At 70.2% G+C, this 23,831-nt stretch carries 16 protein-coding genes; 11 read left to right on the top strand and 5 right to left on the bottom strand.

Annotation, left to right across the window (positions count from 1 at the left end; all coding sequences use genetic code 11):
* Nucleotides 1-48 precede the first annotated feature (48 nt).
* A complete protein-coding gene (locus AOZ06_RS16570) occupies nt 49-375 on the top strand; it encodes a hypothetical protein (protein ID WP_157233062.1) in 327 nt (108 codons plus the stop codon).
* A gap of 485 nt (nt 376-860) precedes the next feature.
* Here AOZ06_RS16570 and AOZ06_RS16565 read toward each other — a convergent pair whose 3' ends face one another.
* Entirely contained in the window at nt 861-1,484 is a 624-nt protein-coding gene (locus AOZ06_RS16565; RefSeq protein WP_054290216.1) for a hypothetical protein, read from the bottom strand.
* A gap of 231 nt (nt 1,485-1,715) precedes the next feature.
* On the opposite strand from AOZ06_RS16565, the gene AOZ06_RS16560 reads away from it, so the two are divergent.
* Complete coding sequence (locus AOZ06_RS16560) at nt 1,716-2,900, top strand: glucosaminidase domain-containing protein (RefSeq protein ID WP_083471739.1); 1,185 nt, start codon at nt 1,716-1,718, stop codon at nt 2,898-2,900.
* Nucleotides 2,901-3,041: 141 nt separating this feature from the next.
* On the opposite strand, the gene AOZ06_RS16555 is transcribed toward AOZ06_RS16560, so the two are convergent.
* On the bottom strand, nt 3,042-3,965 hold the full coding sequence (locus AOZ06_RS16555) for an SMP-30/gluconolactonase/LRE family protein (RefSeq protein WP_054290214.1): 924 nt from the start codon (nt 3,963-3,965) through the stop codon (nt 3,042-3,044).
* A gap of 52 nt (nt 3,966-4,017) precedes the next feature.
* Here AOZ06_RS16555 and AOZ06_RS16550 point away from each other — a divergent pair, with 52 nt between their 5' ends.
* From AOZ06_RS16550 to AOZ06_RS16540, 3 genes are all read left to right on the top strand, one after another.
* Nucleotides 4,018-4,938, top strand: a complete 921-nt coding sequence (locus AOZ06_RS16550) for a LysR family transcriptional regulator (protein WP_169798934.1) — start codon at nt 4,018-4,020, stop codon at nt 4,936-4,938.
* A 107-nt stretch (nt 4,939-5,045) separates the two neighbouring features.
* Entirely contained in the window at nt 5,046-5,378 is a 333-nt protein-coding gene (locus tag AOZ06_RS16545) for a hypothetical protein (protein WP_054290212.1), read from the top strand.
* A gap of 308 nt (nt 5,379-5,686) precedes the next feature.
* Nucleotides 5,687-6,535 (top strand): hypothetical protein, encoded by an 849-nt coding sequence (locus AOZ06_RS16540; protein ID WP_054290211.1) that lies wholly within the window; start codon nt 5,687-5,689, stop codon nt 6,533-6,535.
* A gap of 103 nt (nt 6,536-6,638) precedes the next feature.
* On the opposite strand, the gene AOZ06_RS16535 is transcribed toward AOZ06_RS16540, so the two are convergent.
* Nucleotides 6,639-7,259 carry a TetR/AcrR family transcriptional regulator gene (locus tag AOZ06_RS16535; RefSeq protein WP_054290210.1) on the bottom strand — a complete coding sequence of 207 codons (621 nt, stop codon included), beginning with the start codon at nt 7,257-7,259 and terminating at the stop codon, nt 6,639-6,641.
* A 102-nt stretch (nt 7,260-7,361) separates the two neighbouring features.
* Between AOZ06_RS16535 and AOZ06_RS16530 the strand changes: the two genes are divergently transcribed.
* The 4 genes from AOZ06_RS16530 to AOZ06_RS16520 all read left to right on the top strand — a co-directional run bounded on the left by AOZ06_RS16530 (nt 7,362) and on the right by AOZ06_RS16520 (nt 12,932).
* Complete coding sequence (locus tag AOZ06_RS16530) at nt 7,362-7,928, top strand: hypothetical protein (protein ID WP_054290209.1); 567 nt, start codon at nt 7,362-7,364, stop codon at nt 7,926-7,928.
* Nucleotides 7,929-8,291: 363 nt separating this feature from the next.
* Entirely contained in the window at nt 8,292-8,468 is a 177-nt protein-coding gene (locus AOZ06_RS56330) for a hypothetical protein (protein WP_157233060.1), read from the top strand.
* Between the two features lie 94 nt (nt 8,469-8,562).
* Nucleotides 8,563-11,628, top strand: a complete 3,066-nt coding sequence (locus tag AOZ06_RS16525) for a lantibiotic dehydratase (protein WP_054290208.1) — start codon at nt 8,563-8,565, stop codon at nt 11,626-11,628.
* Complete coding sequence (locus AOZ06_RS16520) at nt 11,625-12,932, top strand: lanthionine synthetase C family protein (protein ID WP_054290207.1); 1,308 nt, start codon at nt 11,625-11,627, stop codon at nt 12,930-12,932. Before AOZ06_RS16525 ends, AOZ06_RS16520 begins: the two co-directional genes overlap by 4 nt.
* A gap of 20 nt (nt 12,933-12,952) precedes the next feature.
* Here AOZ06_RS16520 and AOZ06_RS16515 read toward each other — a convergent pair whose 3' ends face one another.
* Nucleotides 12,953-13,594 carry a class I SAM-dependent methyltransferase gene (locus tag AOZ06_RS16515; protein WP_054290206.1) on the bottom strand — a complete coding sequence of 214 codons (642 nt, stop codon included), beginning with the start codon at nt 13,592-13,594 and terminating at the stop codon, nt 12,953-12,955.
* 88 nt (nt 13,595-13,682) lie between these two features.
* On the opposite strand from AOZ06_RS16515, the gene AOZ06_RS16510 reads away from it, so the two are divergent.
* The gene (locus tag AOZ06_RS16510; protein WP_054290205.1) at nt 13,683-16,856 is read left to right on the top strand and encodes an AfsR/SARP family transcriptional regulator; all 3,174 of its coding nucleotides are present in this window, start codon (nt 13,683-13,685) and stop codon (nt 16,854-16,856) included.
* Nucleotides 16,856-22,726 (top strand): type I polyketide synthase, encoded by a 5,871-nt coding sequence (locus AOZ06_RS16505; protein ID WP_054290204.1) that lies wholly within the window; start codon nt 16,856-16,858, stop codon nt 22,724-22,726. The genes AOZ06_RS16510 and AOZ06_RS16505 overlap by 1 nt, the downstream gene beginning before the upstream one ends.
* Here the strand turns inward: AOZ06_RS16505 and AOZ06_RS16500 are convergent.
* The gene (locus AOZ06_RS16500; protein WP_063810050.1) at nt 22,703-23,554 is read right to left on the bottom strand and encodes a patatin-like phospholipase family protein; all 852 of its coding nucleotides are present in this window, start codon (nt 23,552-23,554) and stop codon (nt 22,703-22,705) included. The two genes, AOZ06_RS16505 and AOZ06_RS16500, sit on opposite strands and share 24 nt — an antisense overlap.
* Between the last annotated feature and the right edge of the window lie 277 nt (nt 23,555-23,831).

The following is a 23,831-nucleotide window of genomic DNA, read 5'->3' as shown; positions in this document are numbered from 1 at the left end:
AGGAGAATGGTTTTGAGCATTTCGCAACCGCGTTCGATCACCAGGTTCGTGAGTCGCGCGGCGCTGGCCGCCGCCCTGGGAACGGCCGCGCTTGTCAGCGGCCCCGGCGTGGCTTCCGCAGGCGACGTCCAGCCCCAGTACTGGTCGACCAAGTGTGACGACGGGAGGGCCTGCGTCTCCAAGGTGTCCGGCGACACCTGGAACATCGAGAAATGCGGGGTGAGCGGCCTCAACGACTATTTCGGCTGGGCCAAGTCACACGGCAACGCTTTCACGATCTACTTCGAGAACGGCTCGGCCGTCCATGTGTGGGCCTGGGACAACAAGTCGTTCCCTTCCAACGTCCGGGCACGACAAGTGAACGTGGAATGCTGAGGGTTGACGACGCCGACAACACCTTCGCAGGCCCGACCCGGCGCAAGCCGGTCATAGTTCCTCCGCCTCCTTGTCATTGGCGGTGAACGCACAGGTGTCCCGGACCGTGAGGTCCGGGACACCTGTCGGCGGTTGGTGCCATCGCTCAGACATCCGCACGGAAAGCTGTGTCAGCGCCCGGCCGCTGTGGCGGACAAGGGTTGTCTCTGTGGCGGGGTAGGAGGTCTCGTTGAAGGCGGCGACGACGGCCGCACGGTCAAGGCTCGCGCTGAACCCGCCTCACCAGACACGGCTGACCCCACTGAAACCCGTTGTCCACAACCGGTTGACAACGTCCCCGCCCGAGATGGCCGCTTGGCGGGGCTCGACTCTTGCCACCTGGTGCGTCGTGGCGGCCGACGTGATGGATCTGCCATGAACCCTTGGTCGAGCAAGACGGTCGTCCCCCAGCCGACGGCACGCAGCGGCCTCACCGGTGTCGTCGGTCAGAACAGTTGCTTGACGACGGCGCCCTGTTCGTCGAGTACCTTGATCGTCGGCTGGTCGTGCTCATCGACCTGGAGCACGATACGGGGCCGGCCACGGGAGTCGGCGATCATCAACTGGGCGCCGAAGGCGGTGTGCGCGCCGAGCGCGACCCGCGGGACCGCTTGAGCCTGGCTGCCACCACTGGGATCGGGCACTCCCTTGATCTCCAGTCCCGCTCCCCCCTTGCCGTTCTCCGCCTTCAGGGTGAGCCGGATCCCGTCGACCGCGTGCGGGTAGTCGAAGGCGATGTGCCCACCGGTCGGCGAGACCAGCAGACCTCCTTTCTCGTCACCGTTCTCGTCGTTGAAAACGAGGTAACTCCCGTTCTCCGGCCCGGATCGGCGATCGGCCGGGATCGTCGTTCCGTCGATGATGATGGGTGGCTTGGTGGCACTGAGCAGAAAACGCTGCCGCCCTCGCTTGTCCACCACCTTGAAGGTTTCCCGGGCTTTCCGGCCATCGGTGGTCGTCGGGCCGGCCTCGGCGGTGCGGCTGGTCGTGGCCGCTCCGGCGAGCGTGGCACCTGCCGCGGCGAGCGCGCCCAGCGCGATTCGACGGCCCATGTTCTTCTCAGCGTCCATCGCACTTCCTTCGTCCTGATGATCTGACTAGCGCACCGTAGGAGAAGGGTCCTTAGAACTCTCTCATCAAGATCGTCCTTGGAAGTCGGTGCAACGGACACCGGTTTGACCGGGCCGCGACCCCGAAGCCCTGGAATCAGCCGGCTGCGTCAACGCCCACAACGCACCGGCGTGACGGATCACCAACTATGTGGGGCATCGGCTCACGCACAGGCCGGGCGACCGCACCGAATGCCCGGACGGGCAGACTATCGGGGAGGCATCGGAGCACGTGGTTTCGAGCCATTGCCAGACCGGGCTGCGGTGGCGACACTCCTCACCATGCGGCGGTTTCGAGCGAATCCGGACCACGAAAGCGATACGGCCGAGCACTGTCAACCGGCGGAGCGGGGCGGCGCCGGTCACCGGCCGGTGAACCAGGCCGGGCTGATCCTGCAACTGCAGCGGACGGCGGGCAATCGCGCGGTAGGCGCCGCCCTCGGCCCGATGGTGGTTCAACGTCAGGAGGTGCCCGCGCAGGCGCCCGCCGATGAAAAGCCGGTTCCCGCCGAGGAGTTGCCGGCCGAGCCGGTGGCGACGTCGGCCCCGCCGCAAGCCCCTGCGCCCGGCACCGGGGTCGTCCTCACCGACGCGGACAAGCAGCGCTTCGCCGCGGACCCCAAGCCTGTCGACTTCTACGTCCAGTACCACGAACTGGCACTGGCCGACCAGATCGCCACCGGCGTGCCCGCGCTGGTCACGCTCGCCCAGATGGCCTTCGAAAGCAACTGGGCGATGGGCGCCAGCGCCAGCTTCTTCGGAGTGAAGGGCGACCCGGACGGCCCGGCGTCGGAAGTCCACTGGTTGTGGACCACCGAACCGGTGACCGCGCGGGACAGCGTCCGCGAGCGGTACAAGAAGTACAAGGAGTTCGCCGAGAAGGACCCGGAACCCGACAAGGCGAACTACCAGGTGAAGTTGCCGTTCCGGAAGTATTCCGGCGCAGCGGAGGCGATCGCCGGGCACAGCAGGGCGCTGCACGGAAAGGGGTACGCCGCCGCCTGGTCGAAGTCCGCCGACCCGGAAGAATTCGCGAAGGCTGTCGCCGCCGCCGGATATGCCGCCGGGGCGGGCTACGGCGAGGGATTGGTATCGACCATCCGAACGTTGAACAAGGCTGCCGCGTACGCCAAGGACAAAGACATGCTGCGCGGGGAGGACATGCTCAAACACGCCAAACGCATGTTCGACGTTCTGGCGGCCGATCCTTCGAGCAACGGTATCGCCAAAGCGCACAAGCTGGTGCCACAAGCCATTCCCGGCTCTTACGCCGTGCTGTCCGACGAGGGATTGAAACTGGAGCTCCGGAGGCTGAGGGAGATCCTGGTGAGCATGGGCGTGCCGCCCGGCGTCGCCGACGAGGTGTGCCAGCCCTGACAGCAGGGCTGGCACTGGACGCATGCCAGTGCCAGCACGGGCTCATAGCGAGGCTGTGAGCGTGGCGACGGCCATCTTCTCGTGGTCGGCCCAGGGCCGTCTGAGGTTGGCCCAGTGCGGGTCGCCCGTGTGCGGCGACCGTCAGAACTTGTCGAGAGCGATGGCGTCGTAGGTGGTCGTCGGCGTGGGCGGCGTGCTGAATCGACCGTTGACAAGGTAGAAGCGGTTTCCCCAGGCAGCGACTGTGGCGGGCACGTCGAACCGCGGGTCGGTCAGCTGAGTCACCACGCGCGCGGCGGACGCGTCCCTGCTCAGCTCGAGCTTGGTGAACAGGTTGACCCGGTTCTGCACGACGTAGAGGTTGCGGCCCTCGCGCAGCAGGCCGTCGTTCTGTGTCATGACCGCGCCGCCGAGGTCGATTTCCTTGGTGACGCCGCGGTGGTCGACGCGGAAGAGTTTGCCGGTGGCGGTCTGGCCCACGATGAGACCACGCCCGTCCGGCGTGGTGACGATGCCGTTGGCGTTGGCCAAGTCCGGGATGTCCTCCATCTCGCCGGTCAGCGGCACGCGGGCGACCTGCTCGGGCCTGGGCAGCTCGCCGCCCCGCCCGAGCGGCAGCCGGTACAGGGCCGGTTCGTCGGAATCGGTGATCCAGACGGCGTTGCCGGTGATCACCAGGTCGTTGACGAACGACTCACCCTCGAACAGCTTGTAGCTCGCGATGGTCCGGCCGGTCCAGGCGTCGAGGACCCGCAGGTCACCACCTGTGCCACCGGCGACGAACAGCCGGCACCGCGCCGAGTCGACCTTGATGCCCAGCGACGGCGTGCCCGGCCCGGTGGCCAGCCTGCGTCCCTTTCCCGTGGCCAGGTCGACCTGGTGGATCGACCCGTCGGCGCGGGACCCGAAGTACGCCGTCGGCCAGGCCCCGATCGCGATTCCCTCCGGCATGAACCCGTCCGGCAGCGGGAACCGCTTCGGGAACGCAGCCGCCTCCGCCGTTCCCTGCGTGAGCACTGACGCCCCCAGCGCCACTGCCGCTCCCAGCACAATGCGTCTGCGCATGACCTCTCCCCGGTTCGATTTCGAACGGAAGTCTCTCCGGGGAGGTCGCCTGATGACCAATACCGCGTCGCTCTGGCGACATATCCTGCCGGGCATGTCGATGGATCTGCGGCTCATGCGCTACGTCGTGACAGTGGCCGACGAGGGCGGCTTCCAACGCGCCGCGGACCACTTGCACGTCGCGCAACCCGCGTTGAGCCGGCAGATCGGCGCCCTGGAACGCACTCTCGGCGTCGCGCTGTTCACCCGCCGCCCCACCGCGCTGACCGACGCGGGCCGGGTTTTCGTCGAGTCGGCGCGACGCATCCTGCTCGAGGCCGACCAGCTGGCCGACCTCACGCGAGCGGCAGCGCGCGGCGAGTCCGGCACCGTGCGGCTGGGGCACGTGGTCAGCGCCTCCTTCGAGGCAGTCCCCCGGCTCATGGACTCCGCGCGACGCCACCACCCGTCGCTGCGGGTCGAGACGACCGAGGCGTGGTCGGTCGAACTGGTCGAAGGCCTTGGCACACAGCGGTTCGACGCCGTCCTGTCGCGCAGCGTTCCCCACCGGCAGGAGTTCGAGCGCGTGGCGATGTGGCTGGACGAACTGGTCGTGGTGGTGACCGACGACCACCCACTCTCCACTGTAGATCAGCTGACACCCGCGGACCTGACAGGAAGTCGTCTCCTGCTGTCACCACGCCACCTGCCGGGGTGGCGCGCGACCGTCCTGTCAGCCCTCGCGCCCGGCACCGTCGTCCAGGACTCGCGCACACCGGGCTGGCGCCGATTCGACGAGCTGACCGCCGAGACGTTCGCCGTCGTGACGCGGCCCGTCGGCGACAACCGCCCGCCGGGCACCACCGCGCTGCGGTTCGCGAAACCACCGTCCGTCAGCCTGGACCTCGTGTGGCACCGCGAGTACACCTCACCGGCGCTGCGCCTGCTCGTCAACCTCGCACGGGCGAAGCAGCGCTGGTCGGTCCCGGAGTGAATGCCCTGGTCAGCGGCATGCCGTATACGGGAAACCGCTCGGCGGTGCCCGGACGCCTCACGGTCGAAGCAGTCCGACCACGGACAGCGAACCGAGAGGAAACCGACATGACCGCACTCCGCCGTGGCGTCGTCCTGCTGGCCGCAGCAGGCGCGCTCACGCTCAGCACCGGGACAGCAGAGGCCACCGTCAGGTTGTCCCACGGACAGGACTGGGCCGAGGCGACAAGCACCGCGATACGCGCGTTCGACGGCGAGTCCGACGGCAACGGCGTGTACGCGGACTTCTACCTGACCAACGGCGCTCACGGCTCGGTGTGGGACGGCAACGGCGCCGACGGCAACCCCGGCCCGTGGGCATCCGTCGGTGGCAGGATCGCGAAGTTCCGCGTGTGCGAGGACCACGTCGGCTGCTCGGGCTGGCGCACCAACCCGTCCTGACACCGAGATCGGCACCAGGGTTCGCTTCGACGGTCTCTGACCGTCCAAGCGACCCGCGCTTTTGGGGCGGACCCGCGACCGGGTTCCGCCCCAAAAGGCACGCGACGGCACAGTCCTCGCCGTACGTCCGGAAAGGACCGCGACCAGCTGTTTGCACAGCTCGGCAGCGATCTCGATGTCCTGCACGCCAGGTACGTCTCGCCGAGGCCGTTGAGCGCGTCGCACTCGGCGACGACGAGCCCGGCCGTGGGCTACGGTACTGAGCGAAGGAACGTCTCCGCCGCGATGCGGCCAGGAAAGGACGTCGTGTGTCAGAGGGCGGCATCACTGCGCAGCCGGGCGTCGCGCCCGCGGCTCGTCGGACCGCCGGCACGATGTTCGCCGCGCTGCACGGAACATGGGTCCCGCACGACTGGTCCGATCCCGAAGCCGATGCCTACTCGCTGTTCCACCACCGGTCGCTCGCCATGGGCTGGCTCGACGACCGATCAGCGGCAGGGGACTTTGGGGACCGCATGCTGCGCGCGCCGGGGTTGTGGGGCATGAACGATGCCGGGTGGGGACATCCGCTCGGCACCGACGACACGAACCTGGTCTCGTGGTTCCAGGTCGAGGCCAGCGCTGTGGCCGACGATCGGCCACTGCCAGTGCAACCGTTCCTGCGGTGCGCAGTGGACGCGACCGCCCTGGCCGGGGCGTTGACGCTGTCCGCGCTCCAGGTCCTTCTGCCGGTGCAGGGCCTTTTCGATTCGCAGCGGCCGGCCTACGCGCCCGTGCCGGCGACGCGGACGGGCCCGTGGTTCGCCGGTCGTGCCCCTCGATCGAGGACGTCCGTCGCGATCGGCCTCAACAGCGGTCAGGATCCCGCGATCCCCGCGATCGCCGACAATCTCGCCGACTACCTCGGCTCGGCTGGGCAAGACGTGTTCACCTACCGGTCCCACGACTTCGCTGTGCCGGACACCATGCCTGGCCCACCTTTCGGCGACCACCTGTGGAACGGCCCACCCGGCAACGGCGTGGTCGTGTACGGAGACCTGGTCGAATGGTCATGCGACGCAGCCGGTTGGGTGGCCGAAATCCTCGCCGACGCCGCGGCCCGCCTCGGCGCCGCGACGCCACTGTTGCTCACCATCGCCCCTGAGTCGCGGCAATGACTGGGCGTTGACGGGAGTCAGGCCACTGTGGACAACGTTGTTGTCGTCACGGCCGTGCTCCTCTTGCCCGAGAAGCGGCGGCGCCGTTCAGCTGTGCGGGTGCTCAGTGGAGGACGGTGAGCAGACCTTCGACACCGCGAAGGAACGCGGCGCCGACGCTGTCGACGCCGTCGAGGTGGGCGCCGCTCATGGCGCCGTCGCGCATCATGACGAAGTGCCGGGCGGCGTGCTCCGGTTCGCCGCGCCGCGGTGAGTCCCCGAAGACCTGCGCGAAGAGTTCGGTGAGCGTGGCCGTGTACCAGGCTCGGTGTTCGAGGATCACCTGACGCACCCGGTCATCGGGGTCGGGGTACTCGGCGGCGGCCTTGAGGAACGCGCAGCCGCGGAAATCGGGCGAGGCCAGGCTGTCGGCGATGGCGGTGCCGACCGCGCGCAGTGCGTCGGCCGGGGACGGCGCGGCCTCGACGGCGGCCTGCACGCCTGCCCGCGTGTCGGCATCGACGCCGCGCAGGTACGCGACCACGAGGTCTTCCTTCGACGGGAAGTGCCGGTAGAACGTCGCCCGCGTGGCCGGGGCCTCGGCGAGGATCCGCTCGACCCCGACCGCCCGGATGCCTTCGCGGTAGAACAGCGCGCTGGCCGTGGACAGCAGCCGCTCTCGCGCCTCGGACCGGACCGGCACTCGCGCTGAGCCGTCGGAGGCGGGTGTCGTCCGTGTGGTCACGACCTCACGGTAGCAGAAAGAACGATCGGTCTTGCATCTGCCGCGCAGTCGTGCCAGGCTGCGCTTGCTAGAGAGAACGGTCTTTCTACCTGGAGCGCAGCCATGACCACGACCTCCGCCCCCGCTACCACCGCGTCGGCGCTTCGCCGCCTCTACCTCGTCCGTTTCGGGTTCGCCCTGCTCTGGGCAGTCGCGCTCGTCCTGACCGCGTCGAGCATCGGGCCGGTGAGCGCGACCCTGCTCGTGATCTACCCGCTGTTCGACGTGGGTTCCGCCGTCGTCGACGCCCGCTCCCCCGGCGCGAGCCGGCCCGATCCGGGGCTCTACGCCAACATCGGCATCAGCCTGGTCGCCGCCGTCGGACTCGTCTTCGCGGTCACCTCCGCGATTCCGGAGGTCCTGCGGGTGTGGGGAGCCTGGGCCGTCCTGGCCGGCCTCGTGCAGCTCGTCGTCGCCCTGCGGCGACGCGACCTCGGCGGCCAGTGGGCGATGATCGCCAGCGGTGCCATCTCCACGATCGCCGGCACCTCGTTCCTGCTCCAGGCCGCCGACCCGCACGCCTCATTGACGAACCTGGCCGGCTACGCCCTGCTCGGCGGCATCTTCTTCCTCGTCTCCGCGCTGCGCCTCGCCCCGAACGCCAGCCGGGGCACCGGTGAGGGCAGCTGAGGCGCGCACAGCGACCTGTTGGCGTCGGGCGTTCGCTACGGACGGCGCTCACGTGCGTTGTTTCGCTTTGGTGGCAACGGCTGCCGTATCAGTGTGGCCGGTGCAGTGGCGGCTTCCCTGACGGACCAAGCGAATCCGCCGGATCGCCGCCAGCGGCGTAACCACTCCGGCTGGAACGTAAACCTTTGCGGCACGACTTTCACTCGAGCCTGAATGTCGTTGCCGAACACGCGGCCCGGGTGTGTGATGCGAATCGCGGGGTGTCAGCGGAAACAACACTGGTGGGCTGACTGTCCTCGTTTCACAGCTGCCGGATTCGTCCAGGAAGACGCCACCGGCAGCCGAAGTAAAGGAGTACACACCGTGGGTGAATTCGATCTCGACCTGAAAATCGAAGGTGTGGCGGGAGCCGGCTGGGCCGCGCATCTCAACGAGTCCGGTGTCGCGCTGGCGGACCACCCCGAGCACGACAGCGCCGCGCTCAACACCTGCACCTCCCCGTGCACGTCAGTCGCGTGCACTCATTCCGGTTCGTGCTGACCAGTTGAGCCGGGCACCCGGACGCGCCAGTGGCGTGTCCGGGTGCGGCCCACCCCTGCGTCCACTTTGAGCAAACGACCCCAGGAGAGCTGTGATGGTCGGCGGCACCCGGTTTCGTGCGCTCGACTTCGCGATCATGCGGCTTTCGGCACGACCGTCGGGGCATGGTGAACACCCGGCGCCGCTGGACGAGGAACTGGACCGCCCCGAGGTCGTGGACGGGTTCCTGCGCGAGGTCTGCGCCGATCCCTACGTCCGCGAGGCGATCGAGGTGTCCAGCCCTTCGCTCGCAGCCGCTGTGGGCAAGTTCGCCGTCGGTGCGCTGACCGACCCGGCCAGGCGACGCCGCGCCGCGCTGTCGCTCAACCGGTACCTGGCCAGGATGACGCAGCGGCCGACCCCGTTCGGGCTGATGGCAGGCGTGGCAGCGGCCCGGTTCGACGACCAGCCGAAGGTCCGCGTCGGGACCGGGCACCGCAGGCACGTACGCGTGGACCGGAGCTGGCTGGCCGAGGTGATCCGGACCCGCGAGACTGATCCGGCGGTGCTCCGCCGTCTGCGGGTGGTCCGCAACGACCTGTCCTTCCCCCGCGGTGACCGGCTCGTGCTTGCCTTGGTACCGGAGGAAAGTGGCGTCCGGGGCCCGGACGACCGGGAGCGCACGGTGCGGTACACCCGCCCGGTGCGTATCGCACTGGCGACCGCGCACACCCCGATCGCCGTCCCGGCGCTGCTCGCGCGGCTGCGCGCGGAATTCCCGCAGGTGGGCGAAGAGGTGCTCATCAAGCTGATCACACAGCTTGTCGGCTCGGAGTTCCTGGTCACCGACCTGCGCCCGCCCGCGACCGCCGCGGACCCGATCGAACACGTGCTGGCCCGTGGCGGTCCCGTGCCCGAACTCGCGAAAGTCCGCGACGAACTCGACCGCTACGCCGCCACCCCGGTCGGCCATGGACTCGACGCGCTGCGCACCGTGACGGCCACGATGCGCGGCATCCACGACCAGGCGCAGCTGCTGCACGTCGATCTCGGCATGGATGCCGATCTCGTACTGCCCACCGCGGTCGCAGACGAACTGGCCGCCGCCGCCGAGGTTGCCTGGCGGGTGGCCCCGCCGGGGCTGGCCCCCGCCGACCCGCTCGCGGCGTACCGCAGCGAATTCATCGACCGGTACGGCATCGGCACGGTGGTGGGCATCAAGGACCTGCTCGACCCGGAACGCGGTATCGGCCCGCCAGCCGGGTACCTGTTGCCGCCTGGCAACCGGTCGGCAGGCACCCAACGCCCCAGCGAATCCGAACGCGATGCCACCTTGCTCGCGCTGGCCGAGCAAGCGGTCGCACAAGGCAGGCGTGAGGTGCTGCTGGACGAGGACATCATCGAGCGGCTCACCCGCCCAGGCGCCCCCGGCGAGCGGGGTTCGTACGCGGAAATGTGCGCCCAGCTCCTCGCTGACTCCGAAGACGCCCTGCGGCGCGGCGAGTTCCGGCTCGTCGGCGGTGGTGACGTGAACTTCACCCGGGTGGGCGCGTTGTTCGGCCGGTTCCTGCCGCTGGTCCCCCAGCTGCGCGACAAGATCAGCGCGGTGGCCGCGGACCTCGTCGCCGAGGACGGGGTGATCCCGGCACAGGTGATCACGCCGCCGCTGCATCCCCGGATGGCCAACGTCACGCAGGTGCCGAGACTGACCAGTGAGGTGCTGGTGTTCGGCGCGTACGCCGAGCGCCCGCACGAACTGAGCCTCGACCACCTGGGAATCACCGCGGGCTTCGACCGGTTCGCCGTGGTGTCGCTGCTGGACGGGCGCGAGGTCGCGCCCCTGGTGTTCCACTCGCTCAACCCGAACCTCGCGGTGCCGAACCCGGTGCGCCTGCTGATCGAGATCGGCGAGAGCCGCACCCCGTCGTGGCCGTCGTGGCACTGGGGCGCCGCAGCGGATCTGCCGTACCTGCCCCGGATCCGCCACGGCCGCACAGTGCTCAGCCCGGCGCGCTGGCTGCCCGACCCGCGACTGCGTGCGGACCTCGGCCGCGACGAGTGGTCCCGGCTCTTCGAGCGCTGGCGAGCCGACTGGTCCGTGCCGCGGATCGTGTACGCCACCGCCGCGGCCGACCGCCGGATCAGGCTCGACCTCGACTCCCCAGCCGCCGCGGAACTGTTGCGCGCGGACCTCAGGAAACGTCCGGAGCTGGTCCTGCGCGAGCAACCGGCAGGCGGCGAGTTCGGCTCCGGCTGGGCACGCGGGCACGCCGCTGAGGTGGTCGTGCCGGTCGTGCCGCGGCGCCCCGCGCCGCCGCGGGCCACGACCGCAGCGGTTGCGCGCCCTTTCGCCAGCCGGTCGTACCCACCGGGCGGGGAATGGCTGTACCTCAAGGTGTACGCCAACCGCGGCAGGCACACCGAGCTGCTCGCCCACCATTTGCCCGCACTGGTGGCGCGGGCACAGCCGCTCAGCGACCGGTGGTTCTTCCTGCGCTACGCCGATCCGGCGCATCACCTGCGTGTCCGTTTCCACGGTGAACCGGACGTGCTCAACAGCGAACTACTACCCGTCGTGCACCGGTGGGCGGCCGAGCTCATCGAGGCCGGACTGATCGCCGAGATGGCGACCGGCACGTACCAGCCGGAGATCACCCGATACGGCGGGCCTGGTGCCATCGACGCCGCCGAGCGCGCGTTCCACGCGGACTCGCAGTGCGTGCTCGAGCAACTCGTCCTGCGCGAGCAAGGAAAGCTGCAGTTGCCGATGAACCTGCTGCTCGCCGCCAACCACCTCGACCTGGCGCGGTCGCTGCACGGCGCCGACGGGTGGCAGGACTGGCTGCTCAGGACGTTCGCGAAAGACGAACACCACAAGGCGTTCCAGCAGTGCCGGCGCGAGGCCGTCCGGCTGCTCACGGGACGGGACCACCTGGCCGCGCTACCCGGCGGTCAGGACCTGCTGGACAGCTGGCGACGACGGGCTCCGTTGATCCAGGACTACGCGCGAGCGCTACGCGCCGCCGGCAGCGGCGAGGTGTCGGGTCCGTTCGCCTCGATGCTTCACGTGCACCACAACCGCCTGAGCGGCGCCGCCCTCGGCGAGGAGCGTGACGCCTACGCCATCGCCCGCGGTGTCGTGCAGGCCCACCAGGACCGCGAACGACAGGAACGCCGATGACGACGTACATCGTGACCGAACTGACCGACCGGCTCGCCGACCCCGCCTGGGTGGCGGCCACGACAGACGCTCCTGGCAACGCGTTGCGGACGGACACCCAGGACATCACACTGTGGACACCGGCAGGGCTGTCCGACGGCCATCCCGCGCTGGCGCTTCTTTACGCGGAGCTCAGTGCGGGTGACGCGGCGCTGCGCGAGCACGCTCACGCCCATCTGCAGGCCGCGCTCGCCTCAACGGCCCCACGACCGGGCGGGGGTCTGTTCGGCGGTCTCACTGCACTGGCGTTCGCGGCGCACGCGGCGGCAGCGGAGTCCGGTGGCTACCAGACGATGCTCACGCAGTTGGACCAGGCGATCAGCCGGGAATGCCGGGCGCTCGCCGCCCGCGACCGCGCGAGGATCGCCGACGGCCAAGCGATCGGCGGGTGGTCGGGCTACGACGTTCCCGTGGGCGTCACCGGTGTCGGCAGGTACCTGCTGGCCCGCCACCAGTCGACCGGGAACCAGGACGTGCTGGCCGCCCTGGAGGATGTGCTGGCGACACTGGTGGACATCGCGCGCGCCGACGACGTCGACCTGCAAGGGCGGCGCATGCCGGCGTGGTGGAACCACCACGACACGGCGGGCACCCCGGCCGAAGGACAAGGCGGGCACCTCAACTTCGGGATGGCGCACGGCGTGGGTGGCCCGCTGGCACTGCTGGCGCTCGCCTGGCAGGCCGGGGTGGCAGTGCCCGGGCACGAGGAAGCCGTGCTGCGCATCCTGTCGTTGATGCGCAAGTGGCGGCTCGACGACGAATCAGGCCCGTTCTGGCCGTACTCGGTCACCGTGGACGGGCCCTCGCCCGCGGGCAGGTACCGCGAGGTGTGGTGTTACGGCGCCGCTGGTATCGGACGCGCGTTGTTCCTGGCCGGAACAGCGCTGGACGACGCGTCATGGCGGGAGACCGCGCACGACGCGTTGCGCGGCGCGTTCACCATCGCCCTCACCGGGCACAGTCGGATCCGGGACGCCGGGCTGTGCCACGGCTGGGCGGGCCTGTTGCAGATCGCCGCACGGATGGCGTTCGACACCGGGGACCCGTACTACGCCGAAACCGCGGACGAGTTCGCGGTGCGCCTCGAGAAGGCCTACGACCCGGAAGCACCGTTCGGCTTCCGGTACGACTACCCCGGCTCGATCAGGCCCCTCGACCGCCCCGGATACCTGGAAGGCGCGGCGGGCATCGCGCTCGCCCTGCACTGCCACGCCACAGGCAGGCCACCGGTCACCGGCTGGGACGCGCCGCTGCTGATCAGCTGACCGCTGGGTCGGCGCAACGCTCACGGGCGCACGCGGAACAGCGCGACGCAGCCCCGTACGACCAGCTTGTGCCGGTCGAATCCGGAGAGCACGGTTCGCAGGCCGGCCAGGGTGTCCCGGTCGTTGTGGAAGATCCCGCGTGCGTTGAACACCTTCATCAGCAGCCGCGCCTGGGGTGTCACCGGGACGTCGGATGACAGGATCGTGCTGCCGAACACGATCCCGCCCGGCTTCACCACAGCCGCGGCGTTGCGCAGGATCACGCCCTTGTCCTCGATGGACCCCGGCACGCAGTGCAGCAGGAAGTTCATCGCGGCCGAGTCGAAAGGTCCCTGCACCGGCAACGGTTCGAGCACGTTCGCTCGCACCAGCGTAGTCGCGTACTGTGACAGTCTCCGGGCTGTGTACGCCAATGGCGCAGGGTTCAGGTCCACCAGAGTGATTCTCGGGTCAGGCACTGGGAACTGAGCGTGTGCGGGCAGGTATCCCGTTCCCACCCCCATCTCCAGGTGCCGTGCGCCGACGCTGGCGTCGTAGAGGCTCTGGACCTCCGCCACCGGGCACCGCCAGAACCACGGCATGGTCACGTGGTTCACCGAGAAGTCGTAGAAGGACAGCACGTCCTTGCGGTAAATGGCCTGTCCGGCCAGCACGTCGTCCACGAAGACTCCCCAGCCGCCGCTCTGCTCGCCTACGTTGGGTCGTGCCCAACCCTATTGGGCCGCGCGGGCGAGCGAAGCAGGAGTGGCGATGCGGTTTCGGGTCCTCGGTCCGGTCGAGGTGGCTGGTGCCGGTGGCGTGGCGAGACTCGGCGGGGCCAAGCAGGTGGCCCTGGTCTCCGAGCTGATCATGTCGGCCAACCGGGTCGTGCCGACCGAGCGGATCGCCACCGCGAGCTGGGGCGCGAACCCGCCCGCCGGGGCCGCGGCGGCGCTGCACACCAGCCTGTCCCGGCTGCGACGCGCGCTTGCCGACGTGGAGGACGGCGGCGAGGACCGCGTCATCACGCATTCCACCGGCTACCAGCTGCGGGTCGAGCCGGGCGAACTGGACCTCGACGAGTTCAACGACATGGTGGCCAAGGCCCGAGCGACCGACGAGCCCGCTGAGGCCGCGGAGTTGTTCTCCTCGGCGCTGGCGTTGTGGCGTGGCCCGGCGCTCACAGGGGTCCCCGGCGAACTGGCCGAAGCGTGGGCGAGCGGGCTGGCTGATCTGCACCTGGAAGTCACCGAGGAACTGCTGGAGTGCAGGCTCGCGTGCGGGGAACACGCGGTTGTCGTGTCCGAGCTGGGCGTCCTGGTGGCCCGCAACCCGCTGCGCGAACGGTTGCGCGGCCAGTTGATGCTCGCGTTGTTCCGGGTCGGCCGGCAGGCCGAGGCACTGGCCAGCTACCGGGAACTCTACGGGCTGCTGGCCGACGAGCTGGGGATCCAGCCGACACCCGGTCTTCAGCAACTGCACCAGCGGATCCTGGCGGGCGACGCGACGTTGCGGTCCATCCGTGAGGCGCAACAGGAGGACACCAGCGCCGTGCGCCCGGCACCGATCCCGCGTCAGCTGCCCGCCAACGTGTCCGGCTTCACCGGACGTGCGGGCCACGTCCAGGCGCTCGACGACATGTTCGAGTCGTCGAACATCGTGACCGTCGCCGGGGTCGGCGGGGTCGGCAAGACCGCGCTGGCCCTGCACTGGGCGCACCGCAACGCTGAGCGCGCGCCCGATGGCCAGCTCTACCTGAACCTGCGCGGCTACGCCTCCACTCCGCCGATGGAACCGGACGAGGCGCTGGCCCGGTTGTTGCGAGGACTCGGCATCGGCCGCGAGAAACTGCCTGCCACACCGGACGAACAAGCAGCCATGTACCGGTCCTTGCTGGCTGACCGGCAAATGCTGGTGGTGTTGGACAACGCGGCGACCGCCGACCAGGTACGGCCGCTGCTGCCGGGCAGCCCGTCCTGCCCGGTCGTCGTCACCAGCCGGGACGACCTGCGCGGACTGACCGCTGTGGACGGTGCCAGCCTGCTGGTCCTCGACGTGCTCGCACCGGGCGAGTCACTGGCGCTGCTCACGCGGATCATCGGCGCCGCCCGCGTGGAGGCCGAACCACAGCACGCCGCCCAGCTCACCGAGCTGTGCGGACATCTGCCGTTGGCGTTGCGGATCGCGGCGGCGCACCTGTCCAGCCAGCGGTACCTGACGATCGAGGACTACCTCGGTGAACTGACCGAAGGCGAACGGCTCACGCGACTGGCGATCGACGAGGACCGTGAGGTCGCCGTGCGCGCGTCCTTCGACCTTTCCTACGAGAAGCTGGACGCCGACACCAGGCGGATGTTCCGGCTGCTGGGTGCCGTCCCCGGCCCGGACACCACCCTGCCCGCGGTGGCGGCGCTGGCGGACCTGCCCACCAGGCAGGCGGCCAGGCTGATGGACCGGCTGGTCACCGCGCACCTGGTGGAGGTCCCGGCAGCCGGGCGGTTCCAGCAGCACGACCTGCTGCGGCTGTACGCGCGTGAGCGAACCGTGGACAGTGCCCAGGACGCGGAAGACGCGCGCCACCGGTTGTTCGACTGGTACCTGCACACGACCGACGCAGCGGCCGAGATCCTCAACCCGACCGCGGTCAGGCTGCCACGACCGCCCGCCGCCGCCGTGCCGCTGTCGTTCACGTCCGACACCCAGGCACTGGCCTGGTTGGACGCCGAACGGGCCAACCTCGCGGCCGCGATCCACCACGCCGCCGACCAGTCGTTGTCGGTCGCGTGGCACCTGGCCGACGCTGTCCGCGGCTACCTGTTCTTCCGGATGGCGGGCCGGGAATGGCTGGACCTGGCCGAGGCCGGGCTGCGCGCGGCCGTCGCGCGCTCCGAGGTGGACGGTGAGGCGGCCATGCGGCACAGCCTCGCCCACGTCCACTTCAGCCTCGGCGACTACGAGATGGCGTTGCGGCACGGCGTTCCGGCCGGTGATCACCACCGGCGTGCCGGGAACGCCGCGGCGGAGGCGGAAGTGCGGAAATGGTCCGGTCTCTCGTGCTGGCTGTCCGGCCGGTTCAGCGAGGCGCTCGAGCACCTGATGCCCGCCCGTGACCGGTATCGCGAGGTCGGCAACCGTTCGGGTGAGGCGAACATCATGAACAGCATCGGCCTGGTGTACATGGAACTCGGCCGGTTCCACGACGCGCTGGCGCAGAACGAGGGCGCGCTGGCGATCCAGCTGGAGATCGGGTCGCGGTTCGGCGAAGGCGTGTCGCACCAGGTCATCGGCCGGGCCAAGGCCGCGCTCGGCGACTACGAGACCGCGATCGCCGAGCAGACCGCGGCACTGGAGATCTACCGATCGATCGGTTACCGCTACGGTGAGGCAACCGTGATGTGCACGATCACCGTTCCTTACGTGGAAACCGCTCGGTACGATGAGGCTGAGCGGTACGGCCGGGATGCTCTCGGCCTGGCAAGGGAAATCGGTGTCCCGGCCATCCAGGCCGACGCGTTGAACTCGCTGGCCGCGGTCGACCTGGGCCTCGGCAGGTACCAGGACGCACTGGAACGCGGCACCGACGCCGTGCGGATCGCACGGGAGGCGCAGTTCCCCCGCGGGGTCATCGACGGCCTCGTGCTGCTGGCGGAGGCGCACAGGCGCGCCGGCCGGACCGAGGAGGCGTCGGCCACTGTGGACCAGGCGATCGCCGAGGCGCGGGATCGCCAGTTCGCGCAGTGCGAGGGACAGGCGTTGCTCGTGCTGGCGCGGATCGAACTCGACTCGGGACACCACGCGCCCGCCGCCGAGGCCGCGGGCCGGGCACTGGACCTGCACACCGAAACCGGGTACGAATGCGGCAGGCGCCAGGCCGACCAGTTCATCGCCGACCTGCGGCGGAGAGTTGCACCCCGCAAGAACGGCCCTGCGTTCGTGGAGGACTGATGTCCGTCGAGTCCCGTACTCCGTTGGCCATCGTCGGCATCGGCTGCAGGTTTCCCTCGGCGCACGGCCCGCTGGAGTTCTGGCGGACGCTGTGCGCCGGGCGCGACGCCGTCGGTGAGATGCCCGCCGACCGGCTGGCCGCCTGCGGGCTGCGCAGGGAGGCGTTGGACGAGGCGTACCTCAAGGGCGGTTTCCTGTCCGGCATCGACCTGTTCGACCCGGAGTTCTTCGGTGTGACGCCGCGCGAGGCGCACCGGATGGACCCGCAGCAACGGCTGCTGCTCGAGACAGTCTGGGAGGCGCTGGAGGACGCGGGACAGGATCCGCGCGCCCTCGCCGGGACCAGGACAGGCGTGTTCATCGGCCAGATGGGTGCCGACTACTGGGAACTCATGCGCCGCAACGCCTCGGTGGACATGCACGGCCTGCTGTCCAGCGCCCGCAGCATGCTCTCCGGGCGGCTCTCGCACTCGTTCGACTTCCGCGGCCCGAGCATGTCGCTGGACACCGGGTGCTCGTCGTCGTTGCTGGCGGTGCAACTGGCGTGCGAGAGCCTGCGCAGCGGGCAGGCGACGACCGCGCTGGCCGGTGGGGTGAACCTGATCCTGGCCCCGCACAGCCTGCCCGGCCTGTCCAGGGTCGGCGTGCTGTCCCCGGACGGCCGCTGCAAGTTCGGCGACGCGAGCGCGGACGGGTACGTCCGGTCCGAAGGTGTCGGCCTGGTCGTGCTGAAACGGCTGGACGACGCGATCGCGGCGGACGACCGGATCTACGCCGTGATCATGGGCGCGAGCGCGAACAACGACGGCGGGTCGGGTGTTTCGTCGGGCCGCCCGGCCGTGCAGGGCCAGCGTGAAGTCCTGTCCAACGCGTTGCTCGACGCGAAGATCACCCCGGCCGACGTCGACTACGTCGAGGCGCACGGCGCGGGGACGGCGGTCGGCGACCCCGCCGAGTTCGAGGCGCTCGGCGCCGTGCTGGGGCGCGGCAGGCGCGAGCCGTTCCTCGTCGGCTCGGTGAAGACCAACATCGGGCACACCGAGAGCGCGGCGGGCGTCGCCGCGCTGATCAAAGCGGCGTTGTGCCTGCACCACGGGATGGTTCCGCCGAACCTGCACTTCAGCACACCGAACCCGGCCATCGACTGGGACGGCCTTCCGGTCACCGTACCGACAACGCTGACACCGTTGCCCGAACGCGACAGGCCGTGGCACGCGGGGGTGACCTCACTCGGCATTTCCGGAACCAACGTCCACGTCGTGCTGGCCCAGGCACCTCCCCGGGTTCCTCGATCCACTTCGGACGCCGAACGCGTGCTCGCGTTGTCCGCGCACACACCCGGGGCACTGCTGGACCTCGCCGAGGAGTACGCGGACTACCTGGCCAAGGAGGATTTCCCGCTCGGCGACGTGTGCCACAGCGCCTCGGCCCGGCGGCACGCCCACGACCACCGCGTGGCGGTCACCGGGTCGTCCGCCGCCGAACTGGCCGAGAAGATCAAGACCGCCCGGCCGGTCAAGGCCCAGCCGGGCGCCAAGCTCGCGTTCGTGTTCTCCGGCCAGGGATCGCAGTGGCCCGGGATGGCCAAGGACCTGCTGGTGGCGTCGCCGGTCTTCCGTGCCGTGCTGGAGGAATGCGACGAGGCCGTCCACAAGGAACACGGCTGGTCGATCCTCCAGCAGCTCAACGGCCAGCCGATGGAGTCGGCCGACGTGGTCCAGCCGGTGCTCTGGGCGGTCCAGGCCGGGCTGGCCGCGGTGTGGCAGTCCCGTGGCGTCCAGCCGGACCTGGTGATCGGGCACAGCATGGGCGAAGTCGCCGCGGCACAGGTCGCCGGGGCGCTGAGCGTCACGGACGCCGCCGCGGTCATCTGCCACCGCAGCAGGCTCGCCACAACGGCCACCGGCGGCGGGATGGCGTCCGTGGCGTTGCCCGAGGCGGAACTCGAGGAGTTCCTGGTGGGCAGGGACGTCTGGGTCGCGGCGGCCAACGGTCCACACTCGACCACGATGTCCGGTGACGTCCGGGCGCTGCGCGAGGTCGTCGAGTCGTTGCAGGCCAAAGGTGTGTTCTGCCGACTGTTGGACGTCGGGTTCGCCGCGCACAGCCCGCTGGTGCAACCGCTGCGGGACGAGCTCGTGTCCCGGCTCGCGGACATCTCGCCGGTCGACGGCGTGGTCCCGTTCCGCTCGACGGTTCTCGGTGAGATCGTCGACGGGTCCACGCTGGACGCACGGTACTGGGCGCGCAACTTCCGTGAGCCGGTGCGGTTCGCCGACGCGGTCGCGGCGACACCGGACCCCGTGATCTTCGTGGAGATCAGCCCGCACCCGGTGCTGCTGCCCGCGATCGAGGACGCGGGCCGGACCGCGATCGGCTCGCTGCGCAGGAACGAGTCCGGCCAGAGCGCCATGCTCGGCGCGTTCGGTTCACTGTGGACGCTCGGTGGCGACGTGGACTGGCGTGAGCCGGGAGCCCGGCTGGTCACCCTGCCGCCGTACCGGTGGGATCGCGAGTCCTACTGGATCCTGCCCCGCGCGGTCGAGGCCCCGGCGCATCCGCTGCTGGGCGAGGAAGGCCCCGAGCGCGTCTGGGAAGGCCCGATCAGCCTCGACCGCAACCCCTACCTGGTCGACCACCAGGTGCAGGGCGTCGCGATCCTGCCGGGCTCCGGCTACTGCGAACTCACGGTGGCCGCCGTGCGGCGGGCTTTCGGCGAGCGCCCGTTCCAGTTCAGCGGCGTGACCATCCGGCAGCCGCTGGTGCTCGACCGGGAACGCGTGGTCAGAGTCAGCCTGTTGCAGGGCGTCGACTCGTGCGCAGTGGAGATCGGCAGCCGCGCGGGCGGCGATGTGATCACCCACGCCACGGGCGAGATCCGGCTCGGTCCGGTCCCGAGGGCCCCCGTCGAACCACTGGACGCGATCCGCGGGCGCTGCGCCACACACCTGCCGTCAACGGACTTCTACCGGCGGATCACCGACGCCGGAAACCAATGGGAAGCACGGTTCCAAGCCGTCACCGAGGCGTGGCTCGGCGACGGCGAGGTGCTCGCCCGGATCACGTGCCCGGACACGTTGACCACCAGCGGTTTCCACTTCCACCCGGTGCTGCTGGACGCGTGCGGGCAGGCTTTGGCAGGCGCTGCCGACCGGCTGGCAGGCGCCTTCGTGCTGAGCGCGATCGCCACCGGCCGGGTCCACCACCTGCCCGGCGCCCAGCTGTGGGCGCACGCCAAGCTCGGGCCGAGCCAGCCCGGCGACGGGGTGCTCGGCGACATCACGGTCTTCGGCCCGGACGGCGGGCTCCTGGTCGACCTGCTGGGTGTTCGCCTGAAGTACGTCAGCACCCCGGCGGCCGAGTCCGATGTGGACGACTGGCTGCACGAGGTGGTCTGGCAGCGGGCGCGGGTACCGGACCCGGCGCTGGCGCCGGGCAACTGGGTCGTCCTGGGTTCGGGCCGGATCGGCGGCGAACTCCGCGATCTGCTGGCACGCGACGGCCACCGCGTGCTGACCAGCCTCTCCGACGATGTGCCGCTGCACGGCGTGGTCGATCTGCGCGGGCCGGACCTGCCCGGCGTGGTCGGCCTGGTCCGGCAACTGGCCGGCCGGACCAGGCTGTGGCTGGTCACCAGCGGGGCGCAGGAGATCCCCGGCGACCGGGACGTGTCCCCGCACCAGGCGATGCTGTGGGGACTCGGACGCACCCTCGCCCAGGAACACCCCCGGCTGCGGCCGGTCCTGGCCGACACGGACAACGCGGTGGCGTTGTACCGCGAACTGATCGCGAACTCCGACGAGGACCAGGTCGCACTGCGAGGCGCGGCGCGGTACGTCGCCCGGCTCGCGCGCTACGCGGTGCCCGAAACCGCCGTGCCCCACCGGATGACCGCGAAATCCCGCGGCACGCTGGACGCGCTCGTCGCCGAAGACCTGCCCGACCGCGGGCCGGGCTCCGGTGAAGTCGCGATCAGCACCGCGTACGCGGCCCTGAACTACGGCGACATGCTGCGGCTCATGGGTTTGGACCCCGCGCCGGAGGAATCCATGCCCGACCCCGGCGTGGAGTGCGTCGGGACCGTGGTCGAGACCGGGCAGCTGGTTCCCGGCCTGCGACCGGGTGACGAGGTCATCGCGATCGGCACCTTGGGGCTGTCGTCACGCACGATCGCCAAGGTGCCGCTGGTCTTCAAGATCCCCGCCGGGGTCGCGCTCGCGGACGCGGCGACCATGCCGATCGCCTTGCTGACCGCGTACTACTCGCTCCACACCCTGGCCAGCACCCAGCCGGGCGAACGGGTGCTGATCCACACCGGCACCGGCGGCGTCGGACTGGCAGCGATCCAGGTCGCCCGGTGGCGCGGCGCGGAGATCTACGCGACCGCGGGCAGCCCGGAGAAACGCGCCCTGCTCCGCACGATGGGCATCAAGCACGTGGCCGACTCCCGTTCGCTCGACTTCGCCGAGGTGTTCCGGGCGGCGACGCACGGCGCGGGCGTCGACGTCGTGCTGAACACGCTGACCGGCGACGCGATCCAGAAGAACCTGGAACTGCTGCGCCCGGGCGGCCGGTACGTCGAACTGACCAAGCGGGACATTGTGGACGGTGGCCGGATCGCACTGCGGGATCTGGCGCACAACATCTCGTTCCACGTCGTGGACCTGGAAAGCATGTGGCGGGTGGACCCAGACAAGGTCGCCGGGCTGATGCGGTCCGTGCTCGACCGGGTGGCGGCCGGCGACTTCGCGCCGTTGCCCAGCCAGACCTTCCCGGCCAGGCAGGCCCCCGCTGCGTTCAGGCTGATGGCCAGAGCCGGGCACGTCGGCAAGATCCTGCTGGAGTTCGACCAGTCCGCTGCCGCCGACCACGCCCCGCTGATCCGGCCGGACGCCACCTACCTGGTGACCGGCGGTCTCGGCGGGATCGGCCGCGAAGTCACCGACTGGCTGCTGGCAAGCGGTGCGCGACACGTCCAGCTCGTTGGCCGCTCCCCCGCAGGCGCGACCGACCCGCGCACGCACTACCAGTCCGCCGACGTCGCCGACGAGTCCGCGATGCGCGGCGTCCTCGCCGGAATCGAGGCCCGTGGCTGGCCGGGCGTTCGTGGCGTGTTCCACGCGGCCGGGCTGATGGACTACGGCCCGCTCGTCGAGGCGACGTTCGACGTGGTGCGGCCCAAGGTGCAGGGCACACAAGTGCTCGACCGGCTGTTGCCGGACCTGGACTTCCTCGCGTTGTTCTCCTCGGGCTCGACCGTGCTGGGGTCGCCGTTGATCGCGGGGTACGCCGCCGCGAACGCCTACCTGGACGCGTTCGCACGCCGGCGACGTCTCCAAGGCAAGCCCGCGACCAGCATCGGCTGGGGATTCTGGTCGCAGACCGGGATGGCGGCGCGCCAGGCGTCGCAGTGGCAACGGACCCTGCCCACCGGCATGGGCGGCGTGACCACGCGGGCCGGGATCTCGATCCTGGAGCGGTTGCTGCGCGCGCGGGCCGGGCACGTGGTCGTCCTGCCGGTCAACTGGGCGCAGTGGGCGGACGCGCACCCGCAAGCGGCTCAATCACCGATCCTGCGCGGGCTCGTGCACGCCCCACAGCCGGTGGCGGTTGCCGCGCCGGTGCCCGCGCGAGCCGACGTGGCGCAACTGCTGGTCGAGTACACCGCGCAGGTGCTGGGGACCACGGTCGACCGGGTGAGCCGGGACCAGCCGCTGACCAGGACCGGGATGGACTCGCTGATGGCGATGGAACTGAGGAACCGGGTCGAACGCGACCTCGGCGTGACCGTGCCCGTGGTGAACCTGCTCGGCGGCTGCACGCTCAACGACGTGATCGCGCAGTTGTCAGACGCGCCAGAACTCGGCTAGCTCGGCCGCGACCCGTGCGCCGTGGTCAAGCCCGGCCTGGGTGATCTCGGGACGGCGGGACAGATCCATCGTCTCGCGGCCCATCAGCGCGCGGGCTCGCTGGTCCGGGCTCAGCAGCAGCGTCCGGCCCCCAGCGGCCTCGATGGGCCCGAGTTGGTCCGGCAACGCGGCACCGGGCAGTCCTCGGATCTCCGGGATGGGCGCGAGGACGACAACCCGGTCACACCCGGCGGCGAGTTCGGCGTTGACAGGCGAACGCACCATTCCGTCGAAGTAGTCGCGGTCACCGATCGTGATCGGCGGATATATCCCGGGCACCGCGCAACTGGCCGCGACGGCGTCGACCAAAGGCACCCCGGAATCCCGCGAGAAAGCAGTCAACTCACCCGAGTCGACGTCGACCGCGGCGATCACCACCCGGGAAGCCGGCCATTGGTGAACAGTGAGATAACCCTTCACGACCCGCAGGCACTCGGCCTGGGAGACGGTTTCGGCCGACCGGGCGAACGCGCCGAGCCGGGCGCGGATCTCCGGGCCGCCGAGGCCCGATCCGATCAGCTCCCGCAACACCTGGCTGAATCCGGTGGCTGTCCCGCGGACACCCGGCTCGCCGGTCTGCCGAGGCGGTTTCATCATGAACCCGATCAGCCCACGGGGGTCGCCGCCGCCCGCCAGCTCCACCGCCGCGGCAGCGCCACCGGAGGTGCCGATCACCAGGTCAGCGGCGGAAAGATCCACCCCGGCGCCGGCCAGCCCGGCGATCACACCCCATGCCCAGGCGAAACCCGTGCTCCCGCCCCCACCGACGACCACTGCCCGTGCAGCCACCCCCGCAGTATGCCCGGTTAGCCGGCAGTAAGTGGTTCGTCAGAGCGATGTGCTGCACTGATGATCAGGGCGAGGTGGGCAGGGGGAACGCAAGGCTGGGGGACCCTCGCGGGGCTTGGACCCGTGCGGGATGGAAGCCGGGGCGGGCGCGGCCTGGGGGCATCAGGCGCCGGTCCTGCGCAGGCCGGGGTGGCGGCTCACCGCCACCCCGGCCCAATCGCTTTCGCCACGTCCACGAAGCGCCAGATCGAACAATCCCAGCCCGTCAAATGGCACA

The organism is Kibdelosporangium phytohabitans, from assembly GCF_001302585.1.
Taxonomy (GTDB): domain Bacteria; phylum Actinomycetota; class Actinomycetes; order Mycobacteriales; family Pseudonocardiaceae; genus Kibdelosporangium; species Kibdelosporangium phytohabitans.
The sequence above is the reverse complement of the archived record's forward strand: the minus strand, read 5'-3'. Positions and strand labels throughout refer to the sequence as shown.